Source organism: Salipiger sp. (assembly GCF_048261495.1).
GTDB lineage: Bacteria > Pseudomonadota > Alphaproteobacteria > Rhodobacterales > Rhodobacteraceae > Salipiger.
On sequence record NZ_JBLXFX010000005.1, the window covers coordinates 181,248 to 200,895 of the forward strand.

Consider the following 19,648-nt stretch of genomic DNA (forward strand, 5'->3'; position numbering starts at 1 on the left):
ATCCGCGCTCCTGCAGCTTCTTCTGGCCGGAAATATCCCGGGGGTGCGGGGGCTGGCCCCCGCTTCTTACCGTGTGCGGGGGCTGGCCCCCGCTTGTTCCCGTGTGGGAGGCCCCCCGTTCCGGTCCGACCCTCAGGCCTGTTCGGGAACCAGGATCTCGCGCTTGCCGACGTGGTTGGCCGAGGACACGACTCCTTCGTCCTCCATCTGCTCCACGAGGCGCGCGGCCTTGTTGTAGCCGATCCCCAGCTTGCGCTGGATGTAGGAGGTCGAGCATTTGCGGTCCTTGATGACGATCGCGACCGCCTGATCGTAGAGCGCATCCTCGCCGTCGGTATTGCCGCCGGTGTTCAGGCCCAGAACCGCGTCGATGTTGTCGGCCTTGTCCTCGTCCGGTCCCTGCACCACGCCGCCGACGTATTCCGGCGGTCCGAAGGCCTTGAGATGGTTCACCACCTCCTCGACCTCCTCGTCGGAACAGAAGGGCCCGTGGCAGCGGGTGATCTTGGCCCCGCCCGCCATGTAGAGCATGTCGCCCATGCCCAGCAATTGCTCGGCGCCCATCTCGCCCAGAATGGTGCGGCTGTCGATCTTGGAGGTCACCTGGAACGAGATCCGTGTGGGGAAGTTCGCCTTGATCGTGCCGGTGATGACGTCGACCGACGGGCGCTGCGTCGCCATGATGAGGTGGATGCCCGAGGCCCGCGCCATCTGCGCGAGGCGCTGGATGCAGGCCTCGATCTCCTTGCCGGCGACCATCATCAGGTCGGCCATCTCGTCGACGATGACGACGATGTAGGGCATCTTCCGCGGCTCGAATTCCTCGGTCTCGAACACCGGTTCCCCGGTCTCGTCGTCAAAGCCGGTCTGGACGGTGCGCTTGAACATCTCGCCCTTGCCGAGCGCCTCGGCGACGCGGCCGTTGTAGCCGTCGATGTTGCGCACGCCCATCTTGGACATCTTGCGGTAGCGGTCTTCCATTTCGCCGACCACCCACTTGAGCGCGACCACCGCCTTCTTGGGGTCGGTCACGACCGGGGACAGCAGGTGCGGAATGCCGTCATAGACCGACAGTTCCAGCATCTTCGGGTCGATCATCACCAGCCGCAGATCCTCGGGCGTCAGCTTGTAGAGCAGCGACAGGATCATCGTGTTGATCGCCACCGACTTGCCCGAGCCGGTGGTCCCGGCGATCAGCAGGTGGGGCATCTTGGCGAGGTTGGCGACCACGGGATCGCCGCCGATGTCCTTGCCCAGCGCCAGCGGCAGCTTGCGGTTGCCGTCCTCGTAGTCGCGCGACGACAGGATCTCGCGGAACGACACCATCTCGCGGTTGTCGTTGGGCAGTTCGATCCCGATGACCGAGCGGCCCGGAACCGTCGACACCCGCGCCGAGAGCGCCGACATGGACCTCGCGATGTCGTCGGCCAGTCCGATCACGCGCGACGCCTTGAGGCCCGGCGCCGGTTCCAGTTCGTACATCGTGACGACGGGGCCGGGACGGACCGAGACGATCTCGCCCTTGACGCCGTAATCGTCCAGCACCGTCTCCAGCATCCGCGCGTTCTCTTCCAGCGCCTCGTCCGAGAGGTGGTGCCGCTCGATCGCGTCCGGGCTCGACAGCAGGCCGAGCGGGGGCAATTCGTAGGCAACCTCGCGGTCCTCGAAGCTGAGGCGCGGCTGCTTTTCCTCCTGCGCCCGGCGCGACGGCGTGACCGGCTTGCGCTGGGGCTGCTGCACGACCTTCTTCGGTTCCGGCAGCGGAACCGCCGGGCGATCCGTCGCGGGGCTGTAGGCGGTCATGCCGAAATCGTCGTCATCCTCGTCGCCGTAATCGTCGAAATCGCGGAAGTCGGAATAGGCGTCGTCGTCCTGGTCATCCTCGACCGGCGCGGAGGCGCCTCCCCGCGACACGCGCGGCGCGGCGGCCGGAGCCGCGGCAGGGGAGGGGGCCGGTTCGGCCGGCAGTTCCGGCTCGGGCGCGAACATGACGGTCTCGTCTTCGGCCCAGTCCTCCTCGAAGGCGGGTTCCGCGACCGGCGCCATGCGCGGCGCGGCGGGCACGGTCATCGGCGGAACGGCGCGCGGCGCGGTGACCGGCGGTTCCGGCGGCAGGTGGCGCGCATGGGCAGGCTCGGCCGTGACCGGAGGTTCACGGCGCGCGGTCCCTGCGGATTTGTAGATCAGCGGCTCGGGCCGGCGGCCGCGGCCCTTGGTCAGCGGCTTGGTCGGGTCGGGCACGAAGGCGGGTTCGGGCGCCGGTTCCGGCTTCATCCGCGCTTTCACCACGTCGGCGATCTTGGCGCGGATGCGGTCCTCACCGGGAATGTCCATGTCCATGAACATGCCGCCGTTCTCGACCAGCTCCGGTTCGGGCATCGGCTCGGAGCGCTTCATGAGCGAGGGCATTCGGGCCAGCAGACCCTTTTTCGGCTGCGGCTCGACGGCCCAGGCCTCGGTCTCTTCGGGGTAGTGATCGTCGTCGATCAGCGGCTCCTCGACCGGAGCCTGCGGCAGCGGAGCGGCAGGTGCACGGCGCACGACCGGGGCCCGCGGCGCGGCGCCCGTCACCGGCTCGACGTGGTGGTGGGGGGCGGCCGCGGCCGCGCGGGGCATCGGAACGGCCTCCTGCGCGGCGGCCCAGGCGGCGGCCTCGGCGGCCTCCTGGCGGCGGCGCTCGCGGCGTTCGGCATGGGCGGCCTGCATCCGCTGCGCCGTGCCCACGGCACCGGAGGCGCCGCGACCGAGCAGATTCAGCAGCGTGGCATAGGCCATCACGAGGCCGACCAGCAGGAATCGCCCGATGGACTGCACCTCGACCTTGGTGAATCCCAGCACGAAGGTGCCGAGCGCGACCAGCCCGAAGCCCAGCACCAGCATGACCAGTTTGACGCCCATGCCCGTGCCGATCGGCAGGAAGCTCAGCACCGAGCCCATCATCATGTCGCCGAACAGACCGCCGAGGCCGAAGCTGTGGGTCCATTCGGATCCGACCACCTGACCGGCGGCATAGACGGAGGCAAGCGCGATCCAGATCGGGGCAAAGACGATCCGGGACATGGCGCGTTCCTCACCGGCATGAAGGGCGAGGCGCACCCCCCAGACGATGAGAACCAGCGCGAGGCCCCAGCTACCCCAGCCGACGATCATGAACAGCGGTGCCGCGATCGAGGCGCCGAGACGCCCCATCCAGTTCTGCACCGGCGCATCGGTTGCCGACAGCCAGCTCGGATCGTCCGGCGTGTAGGACCCGATCATCGCGGCGGCCATCAGACCCAGCACCACCAGCGCGAGTCCCGCCAGTTCCTTGCCGCGCTTTTCGATCGCGGCCTGCATGTTGCTGTCGAAAAGGGGATCCCGCCCCCGTGTCTGATATGCCATCGTTTGCCTCGTCTTTTTCTTATTGCCCATAAAGGCAGTCCCGGATCCGGGTCAGCCCTTCTTCTGTCTCCTGCATCGGCGCCACCATCGCGGCCCGAATATATCCCTTGCCCGGGTTGCCTGCCGCCGTGTCCCGCGACAGGTAGGCCCCCGGCAGCACCCGCACCCCGGTCTCCTGCCAGAGCTTCAGGGCGGCGGCTTCGCCATCCTCGACCGGCAGCCAGAGGAAAAACCCCGCCCGCGGCGGCTCGTACCCCGGCACGTTGCCGAAGATGCGGTCGGCCATGGCGTATTTCTCGCCGTAGAGCGCGCGGTTCCCGGTCACGTGCGCCTCGTCGGACCAGGCGCGTTCGGAAACGCGCTGGATCGGCAGCGGCAGCGGTGCGCCGGAATAGGCGCGCAGTTGACGGATGCGCTTCATGCTCTCCGGTCCCGCCACGACGAACCCCGAGCGCAGCCCCGGCAGGTTCGATCGCTTGGAGAGCGAATGCACGCTCACCACGCGCTCGGGATCCGCGCCCATTTCCGCCGCGACCTCGAGCGCGCCGGGAGGGGGATCGCCCCGGTAGATCTCGGAATAGCATTCGTCCGCGATGATGCGGATGTCATGCCGTTCGGCCAGCGCGATCAGGCGTTCCCAGTACTCCCGCCCGGCAACGGTGCCCTGCGGGTTGGCGGGCGAACAGATGTAGATCAGCGCGGCGCGGTCCAGCGTCTCCACCGGCAGCGCGGTGAAATCCGGCAGGTGCCCGTTGTCGCGGGTCGCGTTGACGAAGACCGGCTCGGCGTTCACCGACACCGAGGCGACGGCATAGACCTGATAGAAGGGGTTCGGGATCAGAACCACCGGCTGCTGCCCGTTCTTGCGTTCGGGGCAGAGCGCCATCGCGGCGTTGTAGAGCCCCTCGCGGGAGCCGTTCAGCGCCATCACCTGCGTCGCGGCATCCACCGTCACGCCGTAGCGGCGCGCGACCCAGCCCGCGATCGCGTCGAGCAGCTCCGGCGTGCCGTCGTTCGGCGGATATTTCCCGAACTCCCCGACATTGGCGGCAAGCACCTCGCCCACCCAGGCGGGAAAGGGGTGCTTCGGCTCGCCGATGGACATGTGGATCACCGACCCGCCCGGTTCGTGCACGTCGAGAAGAGCCCGCAGACGCGGGAACGCATAGGCCGGTAGGTTCGAGAACCGCTCGGGAAACATCTTCAACTGCCTCGGATCTTCGGGATCGTTTTCGCCCCGTTTGAGGGGAGGATACGGGATCGTGATGCGCTTCGTCTACCGTCCGGTTGAGAGCGCAGCCGGATGTGGCGGGAATGCCGCAGCGACGCCGATTTCGGCGCAACTCCCCCGTGTGGTTGCATTTTCCCGGTTGCCACCGGGCGGCGCCTGCCCCGACGTCGCCCATCCTCCCGGGCGAATCGGGGCGCGCCGGATCAGGCCAGCGCGCGCTCTGCCGCGGCCGAGAGGCGCAGCAGCCGGTCCTCGTCGCCCGGCGGGCACATGAGCGAGATGCCGCAGCTCCGGATGCCGGTGGGAAGGGTCGTGACGCAGAGCCCCATGACGTTGCCGACACGGGTGTTGCGCAGCGCGAGCAGGTTTTCGCGGACGTGGTAGGCCGGGTCGCTCAGCAGCCGCGCGGCATCGGGCGGGAGGCTGGCCGAGGTCGGGCACAGCACCGCGTCGAAGCCCGCCGTCGCCGCCGCCCAGGCCGCCCTCGCCCGCGCCATGCGGTCGAGCGCGCGCAGGTAATCGGCCCCGGAAAAGGCCCGGCCCGCCTCGAACCGCTCGCGGATGGGGGCGAACATCGCCTCCGGGTCGGCGCTGATGGTGTCGCCCCACTCGGCCCAGGCCTCGACCGTGTAGAGCGGGCCGGCGTCCCCCATGGGGATCGCGACCTCTGGGACATCCAGTTTCTCGATGCGGGCCCCGGCATTGGCCAGCCGGTCCAGCGCATTGCTGTAGGCATCGCCCGGCGCGTCGCGGATGTCGTCCATCACGATGGTGCTCAGGGCCGCGAACCGCCGCCCCTCGAGCGAGACCCCGCGCAGATCCGGCGCGGCGCGGCCTTCCAGCGCGGCGAGCATCTCTGCCGCGTCCTCCACCGTCCGGCAGAGCGGGCCGATCGTGTCGAACCGCTTGGCCAGGGGCACGACGCCGGTGAGGGGCAGCCGCCCGGAGGTGGTCTTGAGGCCGACGAGGTCGTTCCACACCGCCGGAATGCGCACCGAGCCGCCGGTGTCGGAACCGACCGCCGCCGCCGCCAGCCCGAAGGCGACCGAGGCCGCCGCGCCGGAGGACGAGCCGCCCGCCACCGCGTCGGGATCGTTCACGCAGGGCGGCGTCTGGGTCACGGGGTTCAGCCCGAGGCCGGAGAACGCCAGTTCCGACATGTGGGTCTTGCCGAGGCAGACGAGGCCCATGGCCGTGGCGACCTTCAGCACCTCGGCATCCTCGGAGGGCACCCGCCCCTTGAGAAGCGCCGAGCCTGCCTCTGTCGCGGTGCCGGCGGTGTCGAACAGGTCCTTCCAGCTCACCGGCACCCCGTCGAGCGGCGACAGCCTGCGCCCGGACCTGGCCCGCTGCCGCGCGGCGGCGGCTTCGGCGAGCGCGCGTTCCGGCGTCACCCGGGCATAGATCCGGTCGCGCAGGGGATGCGCGGCGATGCGGTCCAGAAAGGTCTGCGCCAGCGCCACCGGGTCGATGCTCCCCGCCGCGATTCCGCGCCCGAGTTCCGCCGCGCTCATGCCTGTACAGTCGCTCATGCCCTGCCCTTTCCGATGCTGTCGCGACGGTAGCGGCAGCGCGGCGCATGGACAATCCCGCGTGGCGCTCCATAGTGCCCTGCATGGACCAAGATTGCGACATTCTCATCATCGGCGGGGGGCTGAACGGCCCCGCCCTCGCCCTGGCCGCCGCCCGCTCCGGGCTGCGCTCGATCGTGCTCGACGCGCTGCCCGCCGACACCCGCAGCGCGCCGGATTTCGACGGTCGCGCCTATGCGCTGTCGCTCGCCTCGACGCGGCTCCTGGACAAGCTCGGCCTGTGGGAGAGCCTGGCGGCGGACGCCCAGCCGATGAACGAGATCAAGGTCAGCGACGGGCGCGTGAGCGATGCGCGGGTCTTCTTCGGGCTGCATTTCGACAGCGCCGAGATCGAGGAAGGCCCGATGGGCCAGATGATCGAGGACCGCCACCTGCGCCGCGCGCTTCAGGACGCACTCGAGGTCGAGCCGCTGACCGCGCAGCGCTCGGGCGTGACCGTCATCGCGCAGGAGACGGGCCCGGCGGGCGCGAACGTGACGCTGGCGGATGGCACCGTCCTCCGGGCGCGGCTGCTGGTCGGCGCGGACGGGCGCAACAGCGGCACCGCGACCCGTGCCGGGGTGCGCCGCACGGGCTGGCCCTACGGCCAGACCGCGCTGGTCTGCGCCATCGCCCACGAGCGCCCCCACGGAGGGATCGCCCATCAGCTCTTCCTGCCGCCCGGCCCGCTGGCGATCCTGCCGCTGACCGGCAATCGCAGTTCCATCGTCTGGAGCGAACGCGACGCGGCGGCGCGGGCGATTCATGCGCTGCCGGATGCCGATTACCTCGACGTGCTGCGCCCGCGCTTCGGCGATTTCCTCGGGCCGATCGAACTGGCCGGCAAGCGGCATCTCTACCCGCTGTCGCTGAGCCTGGCGAAAAGCTTCGTGGCCGAGCGCCTTGCCCTGGTCGGCGATGCCGCGCACGGGGTGCACCCGATCGCGGGACAGGGTCTGAACGCCGGTCTGCGGGACGTCGCGGCGCTGGCCCATGTCCTGGATCATGCGGCGCGGCGCGGGGAGGACGTGGCCTCTTCGCTGGTCCTCGACCGCTACCAGCAGTGGCGGCGGTTCGACACGGCGACGCTGGCAGCGGCGACGGACCTGTTCAACCGACTGTTTTCCAACGACAACCCCGTCCTGCGCCTGGGACGGGACATCGGCATGGCGGCGATCAATGCCGCGCCGACACTGCGGCGCGGTTTCCTGCGCGAGGCGGCGGGCCTGACCGGCGACCTTCCCGACCTGATGAAGCCCTGAGCCCCGACGGAATGCGCAAGGGGGCACGGACCGGCCGCGCCCCCTTCCCCGTCGTGCGATCCTGCGATCAGGCGGCGGCGGCCATCACGCCGGGCTGGCGGCACCAGTCCGCGTACCAGGTGCGGAACAGGGCGAACTGCGCCTCGACATAGTTGCGCTGCGCATCGGACAGCGCGTCGTCGGCGTTGAAATGCAGCCGGTAGGCATCGTCGCCCCCCAGAACCATCAGGTGCTTGTAGTAGAGCACGAGGTCCGCGCCTTCGTCGAAGGAGGACAGCACCGCCAGCGCCGCGTCGAGTTCCAGCGCCCGCAGACGCGCCTGCGCATCGCCGGTCGCCGCCTTCTGGCAGAGCGCCACGAGATGCAGCACCTCGCGCGGGAGCGCGTTGCCGATGCCGGTGATGGCTCCGGTCGCGCCGCAATTGACGAAGCCGTGGAAGACGTTGGTGTCGACGCCGATCATCAGGGTCACGTCGTCATCCTGCGAGGTGATGTTCTCGGCCGCGTAGCGCAGATCCGCGGATCCGCCGAATTCCTTGAACCCGATGAGGTTCGGATGCTCGGCGCGCAGGGCAAAGAACAGGTCGGCGCGGGTGGCAAAGCCGTAATACGGGCTGTTGTAGATCACCGCCGGAAGATCGGGCGCGGCCGAGAGGATCGCCTTGAAATGCGCTTTCTGCGCCGCGGGCGAGGTGCCGCGAGACAGCACGCGCGGGATCACCATGAGCCCCTGCGCCCCAACCTCGGCGGCGTGGGCGGCGTGGGCGACGGCCTCGCGGGTGTTGACGGCGCCGGTGCCGACGATGACGGGCACGCCCGCCGCGACGAGCCGCGCCACGCCTTCACGGCGCTGGTCGTCGGTCAGCAGCGGCCAGTCGCCCATCGAACCGCAATAGACCACGGCGGACATGCCTTCGGCGATCAGGTGCTTGCCGGTCGCGACAAGCGCGTCGTAGTCGGGCGTCCGGTCCGGGGTGCAGGGGGTCATGAGCGCGGGAATGGTGCCGCTGAAGATGGTGCTGGTCATGGGTTGGTCCTTTCGATGGGGGCCTGACGGGCAGGCGAGCGGGGAGAGCCGGCCCGCGGCGGGGCCGATCCGGATGGCGGTGAACGGGGTGCCGGTGTCTAGAAGCCGACGATCTGGTCGGGCAGCCAGGTGGCGATGGGCGGATAGAGTGCCACGATGGCCAGGGTCGCCAGTTGCAGGAGGATGAAGGGCACCACCCCCCGGCACATCTGGCCATAGGTCATGTCGGGCGGGGCGATGGATTTCAGGTAGAAGATCGACGAGGCCATGGGCGGCGTCAGGTAGCTGGTCTGGATCACGATGATCGCCATTGTGCCGAACCATACCGGGTCGATTCCCGCCTGCCGGATGAAGGGCGTGAACAGCGGCACGCAGATCAGCACGTTCGCCGTCCAGTCCAGCACGAAGCCCAGCAGCAGCACGATGGCCAGGAAGAACACGATCACCCCGGTGTCGCCGAAGCCCGCGCCCTCGACCGCGCCCCGGATCAACCTGGAGCCGCCGTTGGCCGCGAAGGTGCCCATGAACATGGTCCCCGCCGCGACGATCAGCAGGATCATCGCCGAGATGCGCACGGTGATCCGCAACGATTCGCGCAGCATGGCGATGCTGAACCGGCCGTAGCAGACGCAGAGCAGCAGCGCGCCCACCGCGCCCACCGATGCCGCCTCGGTCGGAGAGGCGATCCCCGCGAGGAGCGAGCCCAGAACCGCGAAGATCAGCGCGCAGATCGGCAGCAGCGAGGTGACGGTCAGGCGCAGCTTGTCGGCGAGCGGCATGGCGGCGACCTCGTCGGTTTCGGCCACGGGTTCGGGCGGGCGGATCATGCCGTGGGCGATCAGGTAGCCGATGAACAACGCCACCATCAGCAGGCCCGGCAGCATCATGCCCGCCAGCAGTTCTCCCACCGACATCTGCGCCAGCGAGGCATACATCACCGCGATCACCGAGGGCGGGATCATCGTGCCGAGCGAGCCTCCGGCGCAGATCGTGCCCGCGATCAGGCTGTTGTCGTAGCGGAACCGCTGCATGGCGGGGATCGCCATCATGCCGATCATCACCTCGACCGCACCGACGACACCGGCCGCCGCGGCAAAGATCGCGCCCATCGCGATGGTCGCCACGGCAAGGCCCCCGGGCAGCCGGCCCAGCCAGATCTGCATCACCTTGAACAGCCGCTCGGCGATGCCGGAGCGTTCGAGAATGGCGCCCATCAGCACGAACATCGGGATCGCGGCGAGGATGAAGTTGGTCGCCGCGGCGTAGAACGACCCGTAGAGCTGCGCGAAGGTGTTGGGGCCGAAGACGAACAGGCCGGCCCCGGCAGAGACGATCGCCAGCGAAAAGGCGACCGGGATGCCCGCGAGCACGAGCAGGAACAGCACGGGAAACATGAAGGCGGCGACGGACATGGGATCAGGCTTTCAGTTCGAAATCGGTGCCGGCGGCGTCGCGCCCCAGCGCGGCCCGCAGGCCGTGAACGGCGATCTGCAGCGTCAGCGCCAGCAGACCCAGCGCGAGCAGGCTGTAGAACGGCCACATCAGCGGCGCCCAGGGGCTGACCATCTCGACTTCGGCCGTGCTCCAGGCGCGCCAGGCACGCCGGATGGCGAAATCGGTCAGCAGGGCAAAGATCGGCCCGAGAAACAGCAGGAAGATCACGGCCTCGACCGCGCGGCGCAGGGCGGCGGGCATCTTCTGCGCGAGGAAGTCGATGCGCACGTGGGCATCCTCGCGCAGGGCGTTGGCCGCGCCCAGGATGAACAGCGTGCCGGTGCACATGTAGGAAATGTCGAAGGCCCAGATCGTCGGGGCGCCGAAGACGTAGCGCGCGGCGACCTCGTAGATCATCGACGCCACGAGAACCAGCGTCACCAGATCCGCGATCCGGGACAGTGCCGCCGATATCCGGTCCACGATGTCGAACAGCCGTGTCATGGCGGTGCGTCTCCTTCCTGTGGGGGATGCCGGGCCCCGCGGGAGGCCCGGCAGTCCGGTCGGACGATCAGTCCTGGTTGCGGATCAGGTAGCTGCTTTCGGCGGACCAGCTGTCCTTGAAGGCCATGTAGTCGGCCAGCAGATCGGACATCGCGCCCTTGCCCGCGTCCTTCTCGGAAGCGGCCTTCTTGGTGATCCAGTCGATCCCGGCATCGGAAAGCTCGGTCACGAAGGCGGGGTCGAGCGTGATGATCTCGTTCTTGCCTTCACGGTAGCTCTTCATCGCCTTCACGTCCTGGCTGTAGAAGTGCAGCAGGCCCTGCATGGTGGTCAGATCCGCCGCGGTTTCGATCAGCGGCTTCAGATCCTCGTCGAGCGCGTCCCAGGTCTCCTGCTTCAGCACCACTTCCCAGAGGAAGGTCGGCTGGTGCACGCCCGGCACGATGATGTACTTGGCGGCCTCGTGGAAGCCTTCCGGCAGGTTGCCCGACGGCGGGCCCCATTCGATCAGATCCACGCCCTTGCGCTGCAGCAGCGTGTAGATCTCGCCCGGCGGAACCACGGTGGGGACGGCGCCGAAATATTCCTTCATCACTTCCGCCCAGGGGCCGGAGGTGCGGTACTTGAGCCCCTTCAGATCCTCGGCCTTCTGCACCGGCACGTTGGAATGGGCCATGATCTCGGAGGAGCCGATACCGACGATGAGGCTCTTGAAGCCCTCTTCGGCGCGCAGCGCGTAGAGCGCTTCCTTGCCGCCGTCCTCGTAGATCCAGGTGATGTAGGCCTCGGGCCCCATGCCGCCGGGGAAGCCCGCGAAGATCGCGTTGATCGGGTCCTGGTTGACCAGATAGCTCGGGGTGGAGTGCCCGGCCTGGATGATCCCGTCCTTCACGCCTTCGTAGACCTGAAGCGCGGGAACCAGAACGCCCGCACCGAAGGGTTCGATCTCGACCCTTCCGGCGGTCAGTTCGTCGACGTTGTCGGCAAAGCGTTCGAGGAAGTTGACATAGAAGGGCGAGCCTTCGGGAACGGAGGTCGGAACCTGCCAGGTGATATCCTGCGCGGCCGCGGGCAGCGCCGTGGCCAGCAGGGGGGCAAGCAGCGCCCAGCTTTTGAGTGTCTTCAGCATCTCGGTTTCATCTCTCCTGTTGTTCGGCGCCTCGGGGCGCTCGGTCTTGTCGGTGGTCGTCCGGCGGAAGCGCCGCAGGGCATCGTGGTGACGATGACGGAACCATAGCAAAAGTATTTTATATGTCGACATGAAAAATATTCAGACAATGCAGGCACGGGGAAACCGCACCTTAGGCCTTGAATCAATTCGGAAAACACTCCCGCTCACGGCGGAAGCGATATCCCGCTGCGATGGTGCTGCGTGCTGTCGAGCGAGTCGCGGACGGACCGCGTCCTAGAGGGGAATCGCCGCGTTCATGCGCCGGTCGGCGGTGATGTAGGCCTGGATCTGGCGCACGATCTGGTCGGCGTGCTGGCGCGCGATGCGGTCGGCGGCGGCCACGTCACCCGCGGCGATGGAGGCGACGATCTCTTCGTGTTCGTCGAGATAAATGCGCGGCAACTGGTCGTTGAAGGACGAGTAGTAGAAGCGCAGCAGGCGGCGGCCTTCGTCCAGCAGGCGGTCGAACAGGTCGGCGTAATAGTGATTCTTGCCGGCTCGCGCGATCATCGAATGGAAATCGCGGTTCAGCTCGATCATCGCGGCCACGTCCTTGGCCTGAACCGCATCGGCATAGCCCTTTTCCAACTCGCGGATAAGGGTGATTTCCGCCTCGGTGCGGTTGGCGGCGGCGAGGCGCGTGGTGACGCGGTACATCAGCGTCAGCGCGTCGAAGAACTGCGGCAGGTCGAGAAAGTCGATGGGCGCGACGATGGTCGAACGGTTGGTCAGCGTCACGACCAGGCCGTCGCTTGCAAGCTTGACCAGCGCCTCGCGGATCGGAGTCCGCGACATGCCGAACCGCTCGGACAGTTTCATTTCGTCGATGGGACTGCCCGGCGCAAGACGCAGTTCAAGGATCTCGCGCTTGAGGATATCGTAGGCGGTGGCAACGCCGGACCCGCGCTTGCGCTTTGCGCTTTCCGTCTGTTTTGTCGTTGCCTTGCCCAAAGCGGCCTCCCTGTGCCGGACGGGGTTCGTCCCGGTCCCAGACTGGCGCAAAAAATATTCTTTGTCGACATGATTTTCCGTGTGGATATCGCGATTTGACCGCGCTGCTCCTGTCCGGGGTCAGCCTGCCCCGTGCCAGGCGTCCGCGATGCGCGACGGCGTCGCGCACCAGATCTCGCTGCCGCGCCGCGCCAGCCCGGCAAGGGCGTCGCAGACCGGCCCGGCGCGGAAGGGCTGGCCGGCGATGAAGCTGTGCAACACGACACTCATCACCACCGGCGGGCCGTCGGGATTGCGCAGAAGCTCTTCCGCCTCGTCCGCGATCATCCCGGCAAAGGCCCGTGCGGTGACCTGCCGGCCGATCATCGTGGTGCTGTCGTTCAATTCGGCGGCATAGGGCACGGCCAGCAGCGGCCCTGCTCCGGTGTCGAGCGTCACCGGTCGGTCGTCCATCCGCAGGTCCAGCAGGATGTCGAAGCCCGCCCGCGCGAGGTTGGGCAGGGTCCGGGCCCCGTGCGCCAGCCAGGGCGAGGACCAGCCGCGCGGTGCGGTGCCTTCTTCGGCGGCGATCCGGTCGCGGGTCCGGCGCAGGTAGGCCAGTTCCTCTTCTGCGCCCATGTCGGCCAGACAGTCGGAATTGGACAGGCCGTGCGCCACGATCTCGGCCCCGGCGCGGCGCGCGGCGGCGATCACCTCGGGCGCCTCGTCATAGACATCGGTATTGAGAAGCACGGTCGGCACAATGCCCGCCCCGGACAGCCGTTCGAACAGGCGCATCGCCCCGACCCGGTTGCCATAGGCCCGCCAGGCGGCGTTGACGTGATCGGGCGCGGCGCTGCGGGGAAGGATATCCTCGGTCCGCCCCTCGTCGGGCCGGTAGCTTTCGACCCCCACCGCGACCCAGAGCGCCATGCGCCGGCCGCCCGGCCAGCGGAAGTCGGGGCGCGGAGCTACGGGCAGCCCGGAGATCGGCAGCATCATCCGCCCCGGCCCCTGCCGGCGATGAGGTCCGCAAGCGCCTCCGGCAGGCCGACGCTGTCGCCCAGAACCTGCGGCTGGCCGCCGAAAGGCCCTCCGCCCGCGATCGCGTCGAGAAGGACGGGGACCGAGGCCGCCGCATCGTACAGCGGCACCGGCGTGTCGCGTGCCAAGCGCGCCGCCATGCCGGCAATCGCCGCGCCGCAGATCACCACCGCCTCTGCCCCCTGCCCTGCGAGCCGCGCGACGGCCGCGAGGACGCGGGCATCGCGATCCTGCGGCGCGAGGTAATCCGCCACCGACGCCAGTTCGACCACCTCGACCGCCACCGGCGGCGGACCGTAGTCCGCGAACAGCCTGAGGTAGAGCGGACGCGCCGATTCTCCGAACAGGACCGCGCCCCAGGGGCGGCCGCCGGTCGCGGCGACGGCGACGGCGACTTGGGTGATGCCCACCACCGGCACCGGCAACACGTCGCGCAGCGCCCGCAACCCGCTGTCGAACGAGATCCCCAGGATCACCCCGTCGCACATCCCCGCATGAACCGCGGCCAGATCCAGCGCCGCATGGGCGGCAATGGCATTCTCGGCCTCGGTCGTCACGATCCGCGCCCCGAAGCGGCCGGTGACGCCGGACACATGCGCCTCGGGAGCGACGGCGCGCACGGCGTCCACCACCGCCTCCGTCACCTCGGGCGAGGTGTTGGGATTGATCACCAGCAGCCGGGTCATCAGATCAGGATGCCCGGAAAGACCGAGATCAGCCCCACCACGAAGAGGATGCAGCCGAGGAACGGCAGCACGCCCGCGATGACCGTGCCCACATGCCCCCGCCCCCGCACGCTTTGCGTGACGTAGAGGTTCATGCCGACCGGCGGCGTGATGAGGGCCAGTTCGCACATCATCACCAGAAAGATGCCGAACCAGATGCTGTCATAGCCCAGGTGCGCCACGACCGGCATCACCACGGGGATCGTGGCGATCATCATCGCCAGCGCGTCCAGAAAGCAGCCGAGCACGAGGTAGAGCGCCACCAGCAGCGCCATCATCACGAAGGGCGACACATCGAGATCCGACACGAAGGAGGACACCTGCGCCGGGACGCCGAGCACTCCGAGGATGAAGTTCAGGTAGAAGGCCGCGATCAGGATCAGCAGCGTCATCGCCGTGGTCTTGACCGTGGAGAGCATCGCCTCGCGCAGCATCGCCCAGTTCAGGGAGCGATAGAAACCGGTGAGGATCAGCGCCGCGACCACGCCCACGCCCGCCGCTTCTGTCGGTGTGGCGAAGCCGAGGTAGATCGACCCCATGACCAGCACGAAGATCACCAGCGGCGGAAGCAGGTCGACCAGCCTGCGGCGGCGTTCCGACCACGGGGCAAGCGGTTGAGTGCGCCCGGCGATCCGGGGATTGCGCAGGCAGGCGACGATGATGATGCCCATGAAGCAGAGCGCCAGCAGGATGCCCGGAAGGATGCCCGCCGCGAACAGCGCCCCGATGGAGGTGTTGGTGATCGCGCCGTAGATGATGAGGTTGATCGACGGCGGAATGAGGATGCCCAGCGTCGCCCCCGATGCGACGCTGCCCGCCACCCAGGCCTCGTCATAGTCGTGTTGCCGGAAGGTCGGGAACGCGACGGTGCCGATGGTAGCCGCCGTGGCGACCGACGACCCGGAGATCGCGGCAAAGATCGTCGAGGCGGCGATGTTGGTGTGCAGCAGCCCGCCCGGCAGCGGCCGGGTCCAGTCCGACAGGGCGCGGTACATGCGTTCGGTCACGCCGCCACGCACCAGCACCTCGCCCATGAAGACGAACAGCGGGATGGCGACCAGCAGGAAGTTGTTCAGCGTGCCCCACATCATCGTGCCGAAGGGCCGGATCATCGCGTCTCCGAAGAACAGCCAGGCGCCCAGCAGCGACACGAGGAACAGCGACGAAGCGATGTGCAGCCCTATGAACAGAAGGAACAGCAGCAGCGCGAAACCGATGGCCGCGCCTTCAATCCCCAGCATGTCGGGTCTCCGTTTCGGTGTAGCTGGCCACTTCCTCCTCGACGGTGGGCGGGCCGTAGAGGCGTTCGATCCGCGCCCGGTCCCGCCGCAGCAGGAGCAGTCCGTGGACCATGAGAATGCAGGCGGTCAGCGCAAAGAAAGCGGTGCCCGCCAGCCAGACGATCTGCGGCACCCAGAGCGGGGTCTGCAGCGGCGTGTTGGTGATCGCGCCGAACCGGACGGTCTGCCGGAATTCGGACAGCGCCTGCCAGGTCATGAACAGCGCGAACCCCGCCATCACCGCCAGCGCCAGCACGTGCAGCACCGCGCGCAATCCCGCCGGGAAGACGCGGAAGAAGATGTCGATGCGCGGATGCGCGCGGTCGAGCAGCGTCAGCGCCATCCCGAGCGAGCCGACGAAGGCCAGCACGTAGCCGCCGAGTTCGTCGGTCCCCTGAAGCGAGACGCCGAAGCCGTCCCGTCCCACGATGTCGACGGTGATGAGCAGGGCGAGCACGGCGACCGCCATGCCCGCGCCGAGCGCGAGCATGGTGGCGACCTTCCGCGTCACCCGCAGGATTGCGGGGTCCATGCGCGTCACTCGATGGTGATGCCGCGCACCTTGCCCACGGTCTCGTTCCAGATCCGGGTGCAATCCGGGAAGGAGGCGTTGCAGGTTTCGGCCCAGGCCGGCAGCACGGCGGATGTCGAGATCTCGGCGACCTTGGCCTTGTCCTCGTCCGAGACCGGAACCAGCGTCATGTCATAGGAGGTGTAGAGCCCGCCTTCGGCACAGTCGCCGCCGGTCGAACAGGCCTGCGCGGTGTCGTTGGTGGTCATCGCCAGTTCCCAGAGCCCGGCTTCCATCTCGGCCATTTCGGTTTCGAAGGTTTCGCGCGCTTCGGGTGCCAGCCCGTCGAGCCAGGCCATGCTGACCATGTGCGCCTGCACCGACCCCGAGACCGAGAGCGGATAGAGGTGCGTCGTCACCTCCGGCCACTTGCCGGTGTTCGACGAGGTGGGCGATGTCACGCCGCAGGAGGCCACGCCGCGCTGAAGCGCCGGGTAGACCTCGGGGAAGGACAGGGTGACGGGCGTCGCGCCGAGTTCTTCCAGAAGCTTGGACATGGAGGCCGTGAAGGAACGGATCTTGAGCCCCTCCATGTCGGCCAGCGAGGCCACCGGCTGGTTGCAGAGAAAAACTTGCGGACCGAAGGGCCAGATCGCCACGGCCTTGACGCCGAATTTCTCGGCGAGGCGGGCGTTGAAGGGCTCGCGATAGGCGTCGACCGCCTCCTTGAGCTCGGTCATGTCGGTGGACACGCCGATCAGGTCGATGCCTTCGAGGAAGGGGTCGTCCTTGGCCACGCTGCCGACCTGCACCGTGGCAAGGTCGAAGGCGCCGGTGTTCAGCAGCCGCAGCGCATCCGCGAGATTGAGCCCGAGCGCCGCGAATTCGTTGCGCGTCACGGCAAAGCCGTCGCCGGTCAGATCCTCGATGGCCGCCATTTCGATCGGATATTGTGCCGCCTGCTCCTGCGACTGGCTAAGCCAGCGCATCGACTGGGCCTGCGCGCCCTGCGTGGCCAGTGCCGCCGTGCCGGCCAGCAGAAGGGCGAAGAGTTTCGAAGTCATGGTCGTGTCCCCCGTTGGTAAGTTTTTCACCGTCACGAACGCGCCGGGCGCGCCGTATCGGCCTGTCGGGAAGCATCGGCGGCATAATTGTGCACAATCAAACTTATTTTTGCGCACAAAGTTGCGGCAACAGGGCATCCGGATCGCCGGCCCGGAAGGCACTTTCTTAAATCATATATGTATTTCAATGCATTACGGTCAGCGTCCCAAGGGCGAGCCGGAAAACGTCCCGATTGATCCCGTTGCGAAGTTGCTGTTGAGATGCGGGTATCTGCCACAAAAAGCGGCGCAAATGACCGGCACGGGCCCCAGCGACGACCAGATTCACGACCAGATCCGCGCCGCGATCGTCGAGCGGCGGCTCGCGCCCGGCACCCGGCTGCGCGAACAGCAGCTTTCGGACATCTATGCCGCCTCGCGCCGGCAGGTGCGCCGCGTCCTGGAGCGGCTCGCCTACGCGGGACTGGTCGAGATCGCACCCAATCGCGGCGCCTCGGTCGCGCAGCCGTCGCCCAAGTATGCCCGCGACCTGTTCGAGGCGCGCAAGGCGATCGAGACCGCCGTCGCCCGTGCCGCGCTCGACGCCTGCGACGATGAGGGAATCGCCATGCTGCGCGGCCATCTCGCGCTCGAAGCCCGCGCCGCCGAAGCGGGGGACCGGCAGGAGGCGCTGGTGCTGTCCGGGGGCTTCCACCGTCGGCTTGCCTCGCTCGCCGACAATGCCATTCTCGCAAAGTTCCTGAACGAGGTCGTTTCGCGCGAATCCCTCATCATCCAGCTTTACGAACGCCCGTCGGACAGCGGATGTTCGTCCACCGACCATTCGCGCATCGTCGACGCGCTCGAACGGAAGGACTGGGGCGACCTGCGCACGCGGATCCTCGATCATATCGACGCCATACGCGCGCAGGTCGATCTCGACACGCCGCCCGCGCGGACCGGGGCGCTGGAAACCGTCCTCGGGCTGGGGCCCCGCCATGACTGATCCGCGCCCGGAAACCGCCCCGACCGGAACGCTGTTCCGCAACGTGCGCCTGCTCGATCCGGAGGCCGGGGACGGGCTGAGCGCGTCCTGCGATCTGCGCGTCTCCGGCGGCCGGATCGCCGCGACGGGCACGTTGTCCCCCGCGGAGGGCGAGACCGTCATAGACGGCCGCGGCCACCTGCTGATGCCGGGCCTCGTCAACGGGCACTTCCATTCCTCGGTCAACCACATGAAGGGGCGCTTGCCTTCGCTGCCGCTCGAAATCTTCATGCTCTACGAATCCCCGGAGCTCGACGACCTGCGCCCGACCCCGCGCGAGGCCTACCTGCGCACCATGCTGGGCTGCATCGAGATGCTGCGCGGCGGGACGACCTCGGTCCAGGACGACTGCTTTTTCGTCCCCTTCCCCGAACCCGAGATCATCGACGCCGTGGCCCGCGCCTATCTCGACAGCGGCATGCGCGCGCGGCTGGCGCTGGACCAGCCCGAGGTTCCCGAACTCGACAAGCTGCCCTTCCTGCGCGACCTGCTTCCCCCGGACCTTGCCGAACCCCTGTCGCGACCGGCGCGCCGCTCGGCGCAGGAGTTGCTGGCCCTCTACGATCACCTGATCGGGCACTGGCACGGGGCGGGAAACGGGCGGATCAAGGCGGCGGTGTCCTGCTCCGCGCCGCAGCGCGTGACGCCCGAGTACGTCGCCGCGCTCGACGCCCTCAGCCGAACGCATGACCTGCCGCTTTATGCGCATATGCTGGAAACCCGCCTGCAGCGGGTGTTCGGCGAGGACTGTCTCGGCGGGCGGTCGCTCGTGCGCTACACACAGGACCTCGGACTGCTCTCCGAACGGATGAACGTGATCCACGCCATCTGGGTCGACGATGACGATCTGGACCTGCTCGCCGACAGCGGCTGCTCCGTCGCGCACAACCCCGTTTCGAACCTGCGGCTCGGCAGCGGCATCATGCGCTGGCGCGACATGCTCGACCGGGGCATTCCGCTGTGCCTCGGGGTGGACGAGGCGATTGCCGATGACGCGATCAGCATGTGGGGGGTGATGAAGACCGCCGCGCTGATCCACACGCTCGATTCGCCGGATTTCGACCGCTGGCCCACCGCGCCCGAGATCCTGCGGGCCGCCACCACCGGCGGCGCGCGGGCGATGCGGGAGCCGGGGCTGGGCACGCTGGTGCCGGGTGCGCCCGCCGACCTCGTGCTGGTGGATCTCGATGCGCTGCCCTTCGTGCCGCTCAACGACGTCGCGCGCCAACTGGTGCATTGCGAATCCGGCACTTCGGTCCGGCTGACCATGGTGCAGGGCGAGATCGTCGCGGAAAACGGCCGCCTCACCCGCGTCGACGAAGCCGCGCTGCTGCGCGAAGCCGCCGAGACCTTTGCCGCCAGGCGGCCCGCCATGGCGCGGGCCGACAAGCGGATGGAGCGGTTCCTGCCCCATTACCGCGCGATGTACGACATGGCCTCGGCCAGGGACGTGGGACTGCGCAGGCGGCTGACCTGACGGGTCCGCCGT

The 19,648-nt window shown here is 68.3% G+C and carries 16 protein-coding genes; 3 read left to right on the top strand and 13 right to left on the bottom strand.

Annotated elements, in window-relative coordinates:
- Window positions 1-132: 132 nt before the first annotated feature.
- The 3 genes from ACN0RJ_RS12200 to ACN0RJ_RS12210 all read right to left on the bottom strand — a co-directional run bounded on the left by ACN0RJ_RS12200 (window position 133) and on the right by ACN0RJ_RS12210 (window position 6,144).
- On the bottom strand, window positions 133-3,381 hold the full coding sequence (locus ACN0RJ_RS12200; RefSeq protein ID WP_417724431.1) for a DNA translocase FtsK 4TM domain-containing protein: 3,249 nt from the start codon (window positions 3,379-3,381) through the stop codon (window positions 133-135).
- 19 nt (window positions 3,382-3,400) lie between these two features.
- The gene (locus tag ACN0RJ_RS12205; protein WP_417724530.1) at window positions 3,401-4,582 is read right to left on the bottom strand and encodes an aminotransferase class I/II-fold pyridoxal phosphate-dependent enzyme; all 1,182 of its coding nucleotides are present in this window, start codon (window positions 4,580-4,582) and stop codon (window positions 3,401-3,403) included.
- 233 nt (window positions 4,583-4,815) lie between these two features.
- Window positions 4,816-6,144: an amidase gene (locus ACN0RJ_RS12210; protein WP_417724432.1), complete on the bottom strand. Its 1,329-nt coding sequence runs from the start codon at window positions 6,142-6,144 to the stop codon at window positions 4,816-4,818.
- 47 nt (window positions 6,145-6,191) lie between these two features.
- Here ACN0RJ_RS12210 and ACN0RJ_RS12215 point away from each other — a divergent pair, with 47 nt between their 5' ends.
- The gene (locus ACN0RJ_RS12215; protein WP_417724433.1) at window positions 6,192-7,445 is read left to right on the top strand and encodes an FAD-dependent monooxygenase; all 1,254 of its coding nucleotides are present in this window, start codon (window positions 6,192-6,194) and stop codon (window positions 7,443-7,445) included.
- 67 nt (window positions 7,446-7,512) lie between these two features.
- On the opposite strand, the gene ACN0RJ_RS12220 is transcribed toward ACN0RJ_RS12215, so the two are convergent.
- The 10 genes from ACN0RJ_RS12220 to ACN0RJ_RS12265 form a co-directional block, all read right to left on the bottom strand.
- Window positions 7,513-8,472, bottom strand: coding sequence for a dihydrodipicolinate synthase family protein (locus tag ACN0RJ_RS12220; RefSeq protein ID WP_417724434.1), 960 nt, complete (start codon window positions 8,470-8,472; stop codon window positions 7,513-7,515).
- 98 nt (window positions 8,473-8,570) lie between these two features.
- Window positions 8,571-9,884, bottom strand: a complete 1,314-nt coding sequence (locus ACN0RJ_RS12225) for a TRAP transporter large permease (protein ID WP_417720153.1) — start codon at window positions 9,882-9,884, stop codon at window positions 8,571-8,573.
- 4 nt (window positions 9,885-9,888) lie between these two features.
- Entirely contained in the window at window positions 9,889-10,410 is a 522-nt protein-coding gene (locus ACN0RJ_RS12230; RefSeq protein WP_417724435.1) for a TRAP transporter small permease subunit, read from the bottom strand.
- A gap of 67 nt (window positions 10,411-10,477) precedes the next feature.
- Entirely contained in the window at window positions 10,478-11,539 is a 1,062-nt protein-coding gene (gene dctP / locus ACN0RJ_RS12235) for a TRAP transporter substrate-binding protein DctP (protein WP_417720155.1), read from the bottom strand.
- Between the two features lie 276 nt (window positions 11,540-11,815).
- Window positions 11,816-12,532 carry a GntR family transcriptional regulator gene (locus ACN0RJ_RS12240; RefSeq protein WP_417724436.1) on the bottom strand — a complete coding sequence of 239 codons (717 nt, stop codon included), beginning with the start codon at window positions 12,530-12,532 and terminating at the stop codon, window positions 11,816-11,818.
- A 120-nt stretch (window positions 12,533-12,652) separates the two neighbouring features.
- Complete coding sequence (locus tag ACN0RJ_RS12245) at window positions 12,653-13,513, bottom strand: polysaccharide deacetylase family protein (protein WP_417724437.1); 861 nt, start codon at window positions 13,511-13,513, stop codon at window positions 12,653-12,655.
- Entirely contained in the window at window positions 13,510-14,241 is a 732-nt protein-coding gene (locus ACN0RJ_RS12250; protein WP_417724438.1) for an aspartate/glutamate racemase family protein, read from the bottom strand. Before ACN0RJ_RS12250 ends, ACN0RJ_RS12245 begins: the two co-directional genes overlap by 4 nt.
- The gene (locus ACN0RJ_RS12255) at window positions 14,241-15,521 is read right to left on the bottom strand and encodes a TRAP transporter large permease (protein WP_417720159.1); all 1,281 of its coding nucleotides are present in this window, start codon (window positions 15,519-15,521) and stop codon (window positions 14,241-14,243) included. The genes ACN0RJ_RS12250 and ACN0RJ_RS12255 overlap by 1 nt, the downstream gene beginning before the upstream one ends.
- Window positions 15,508-16,092 (bottom strand): TRAP transporter small permease, encoded by a 585-nt coding sequence (locus ACN0RJ_RS12260; RefSeq protein ID WP_417724439.1) that lies wholly within the window; start codon window positions 16,090-16,092, stop codon window positions 15,508-15,510. Before ACN0RJ_RS12260 ends, ACN0RJ_RS12255 begins: the two co-directional genes overlap by 14 nt.
- Before the next feature lie 5 nt (window positions 16,093-16,097).
- Entirely contained in the window at window positions 16,098-17,135 is a 1,038-nt protein-coding gene (locus ACN0RJ_RS12265) for a TRAP transporter substrate-binding protein (RefSeq protein WP_417724440.1), read from the bottom strand.
- A 292-nt stretch (window positions 17,136-17,427) separates the two neighbouring features.
- Here ACN0RJ_RS12265 and ACN0RJ_RS12270 point away from each other — a divergent pair, with 292 nt between their 5' ends.
- Window positions 17,428-18,120 (top strand): GntR family transcriptional regulator, encoded by a 693-nt coding sequence (locus ACN0RJ_RS12270; RefSeq protein ID WP_417724441.1) that lies wholly within the window; start codon window positions 17,428-17,430, stop codon window positions 18,118-18,120.
- Entirely contained in the window at window positions 18,113-19,636 is a 1,524-nt protein-coding gene (locus ACN0RJ_RS12275) for an amidohydrolase family protein (protein ID WP_417724442.1), read from the top strand. Before ACN0RJ_RS12270 ends, ACN0RJ_RS12275 begins: the two co-directional genes overlap by 8 nt.
- The last annotated feature ends 12 nt before the right edge of the window (window positions 19,637-19,648 follow it).

Bases quoted from the DNA above. Each gene is read 5' to 3' on its own strand.
- ACN0RJ_RS12270 (WP_417724441.1), top strand. From the start codon at position 17,428: ATGACCGGCACGGGCCCCAGCGACGACCAGATTCACGACCAGATCCGC.
- ACN0RJ_RS12205 (WP_417724530.1), bottom strand. From the start codon at position 4,582: ATGTTTCCCGAGCGGTTCTCGAACCTACCGGCCTATGCGTTCCCGCGT.
- ACN0RJ_RS12225 (WP_417720153.1), bottom strand. From the start codon at position 9,884: ATGTCCGTCGCCGCCTTCATGTTTCCCGTGCTGTTCCTGCTCGTGCTC.
- dctP (WP_417720155.1), bottom strand. From the start codon at position 11,539: ATGCTGAAGACACTCAAAAGCTGGGCGCTGCTTGCCCCCCTGCTGGCC.
- ACN0RJ_RS12250 (WP_417724438.1), bottom strand. From the start codon at position 14,241: ATGACCCGGCTGCTGGTGATCAATCCCAACACCTCGCCCGAGGTGACG.
- ACN0RJ_RS12275 (WP_417724442.1), top strand. From the start codon at position 18,113: ATGACTGATCCGCGCCCGGAAACCGCCCCGACCGGAACGCTGTTCCGC.
- ACN0RJ_RS12260 (WP_417724439.1), bottom strand. From the start codon at position 16,092: ATGGACCCCGCAATCCTGCGGGTGACGCGGAAGGTCGCCACCATGCTC.
- ACN0RJ_RS12210 (WP_417724432.1), bottom strand. From the start codon at position 6,144: ATGAGCGACTGTACAGGCATGAGCGCGGCGGAACTCGGGCGCGGAATC.
- ACN0RJ_RS12265 (WP_417724440.1), bottom strand. From the start codon at position 17,135: ATGACTTCGAAACTCTTCGCCCTTCTGCTGGCCGGCACGGCGGCACTG.
- ACN0RJ_RS12245 (WP_417724437.1), bottom strand. From the start codon at position 13,513: ATGATGCTGCCGATCTCCGGGCTGCCCGTAGCTCCGCGCCCCGACTTC.
- ACN0RJ_RS12220 (WP_417724434.1), bottom strand. From the start codon at position 8,472: ATGACCAGCACCATCTTCAGCGGCACCATTCCCGCGCTCATGACCCCC.
- ACN0RJ_RS12200 (WP_417724431.1), bottom strand. From the start codon at position 3,381: ATGGCATATCAGACACGGGGGCGGGATCCCCTTTTCGACAGCAACATG.
- ACN0RJ_RS12230 (WP_417724435.1), bottom strand. From the start codon at position 10,410: ATGACACGGCTGTTCGACATCGTGGACCGGATATCGGCGGCACTGTCC.
- ACN0RJ_RS12215 (WP_417724433.1), top strand. From the start codon at position 6,192: ATGGACAATCCCGCGTGGCGCTCCATAGTGCCCTGCATGGACCAAGAT.
- ACN0RJ_RS12255 (WP_417720159.1), bottom strand. From the start codon at position 15,521: ATGCTGGGGATTGAAGGCGCGGCCATCGGTTTCGCGCTGCTGCTGTTC.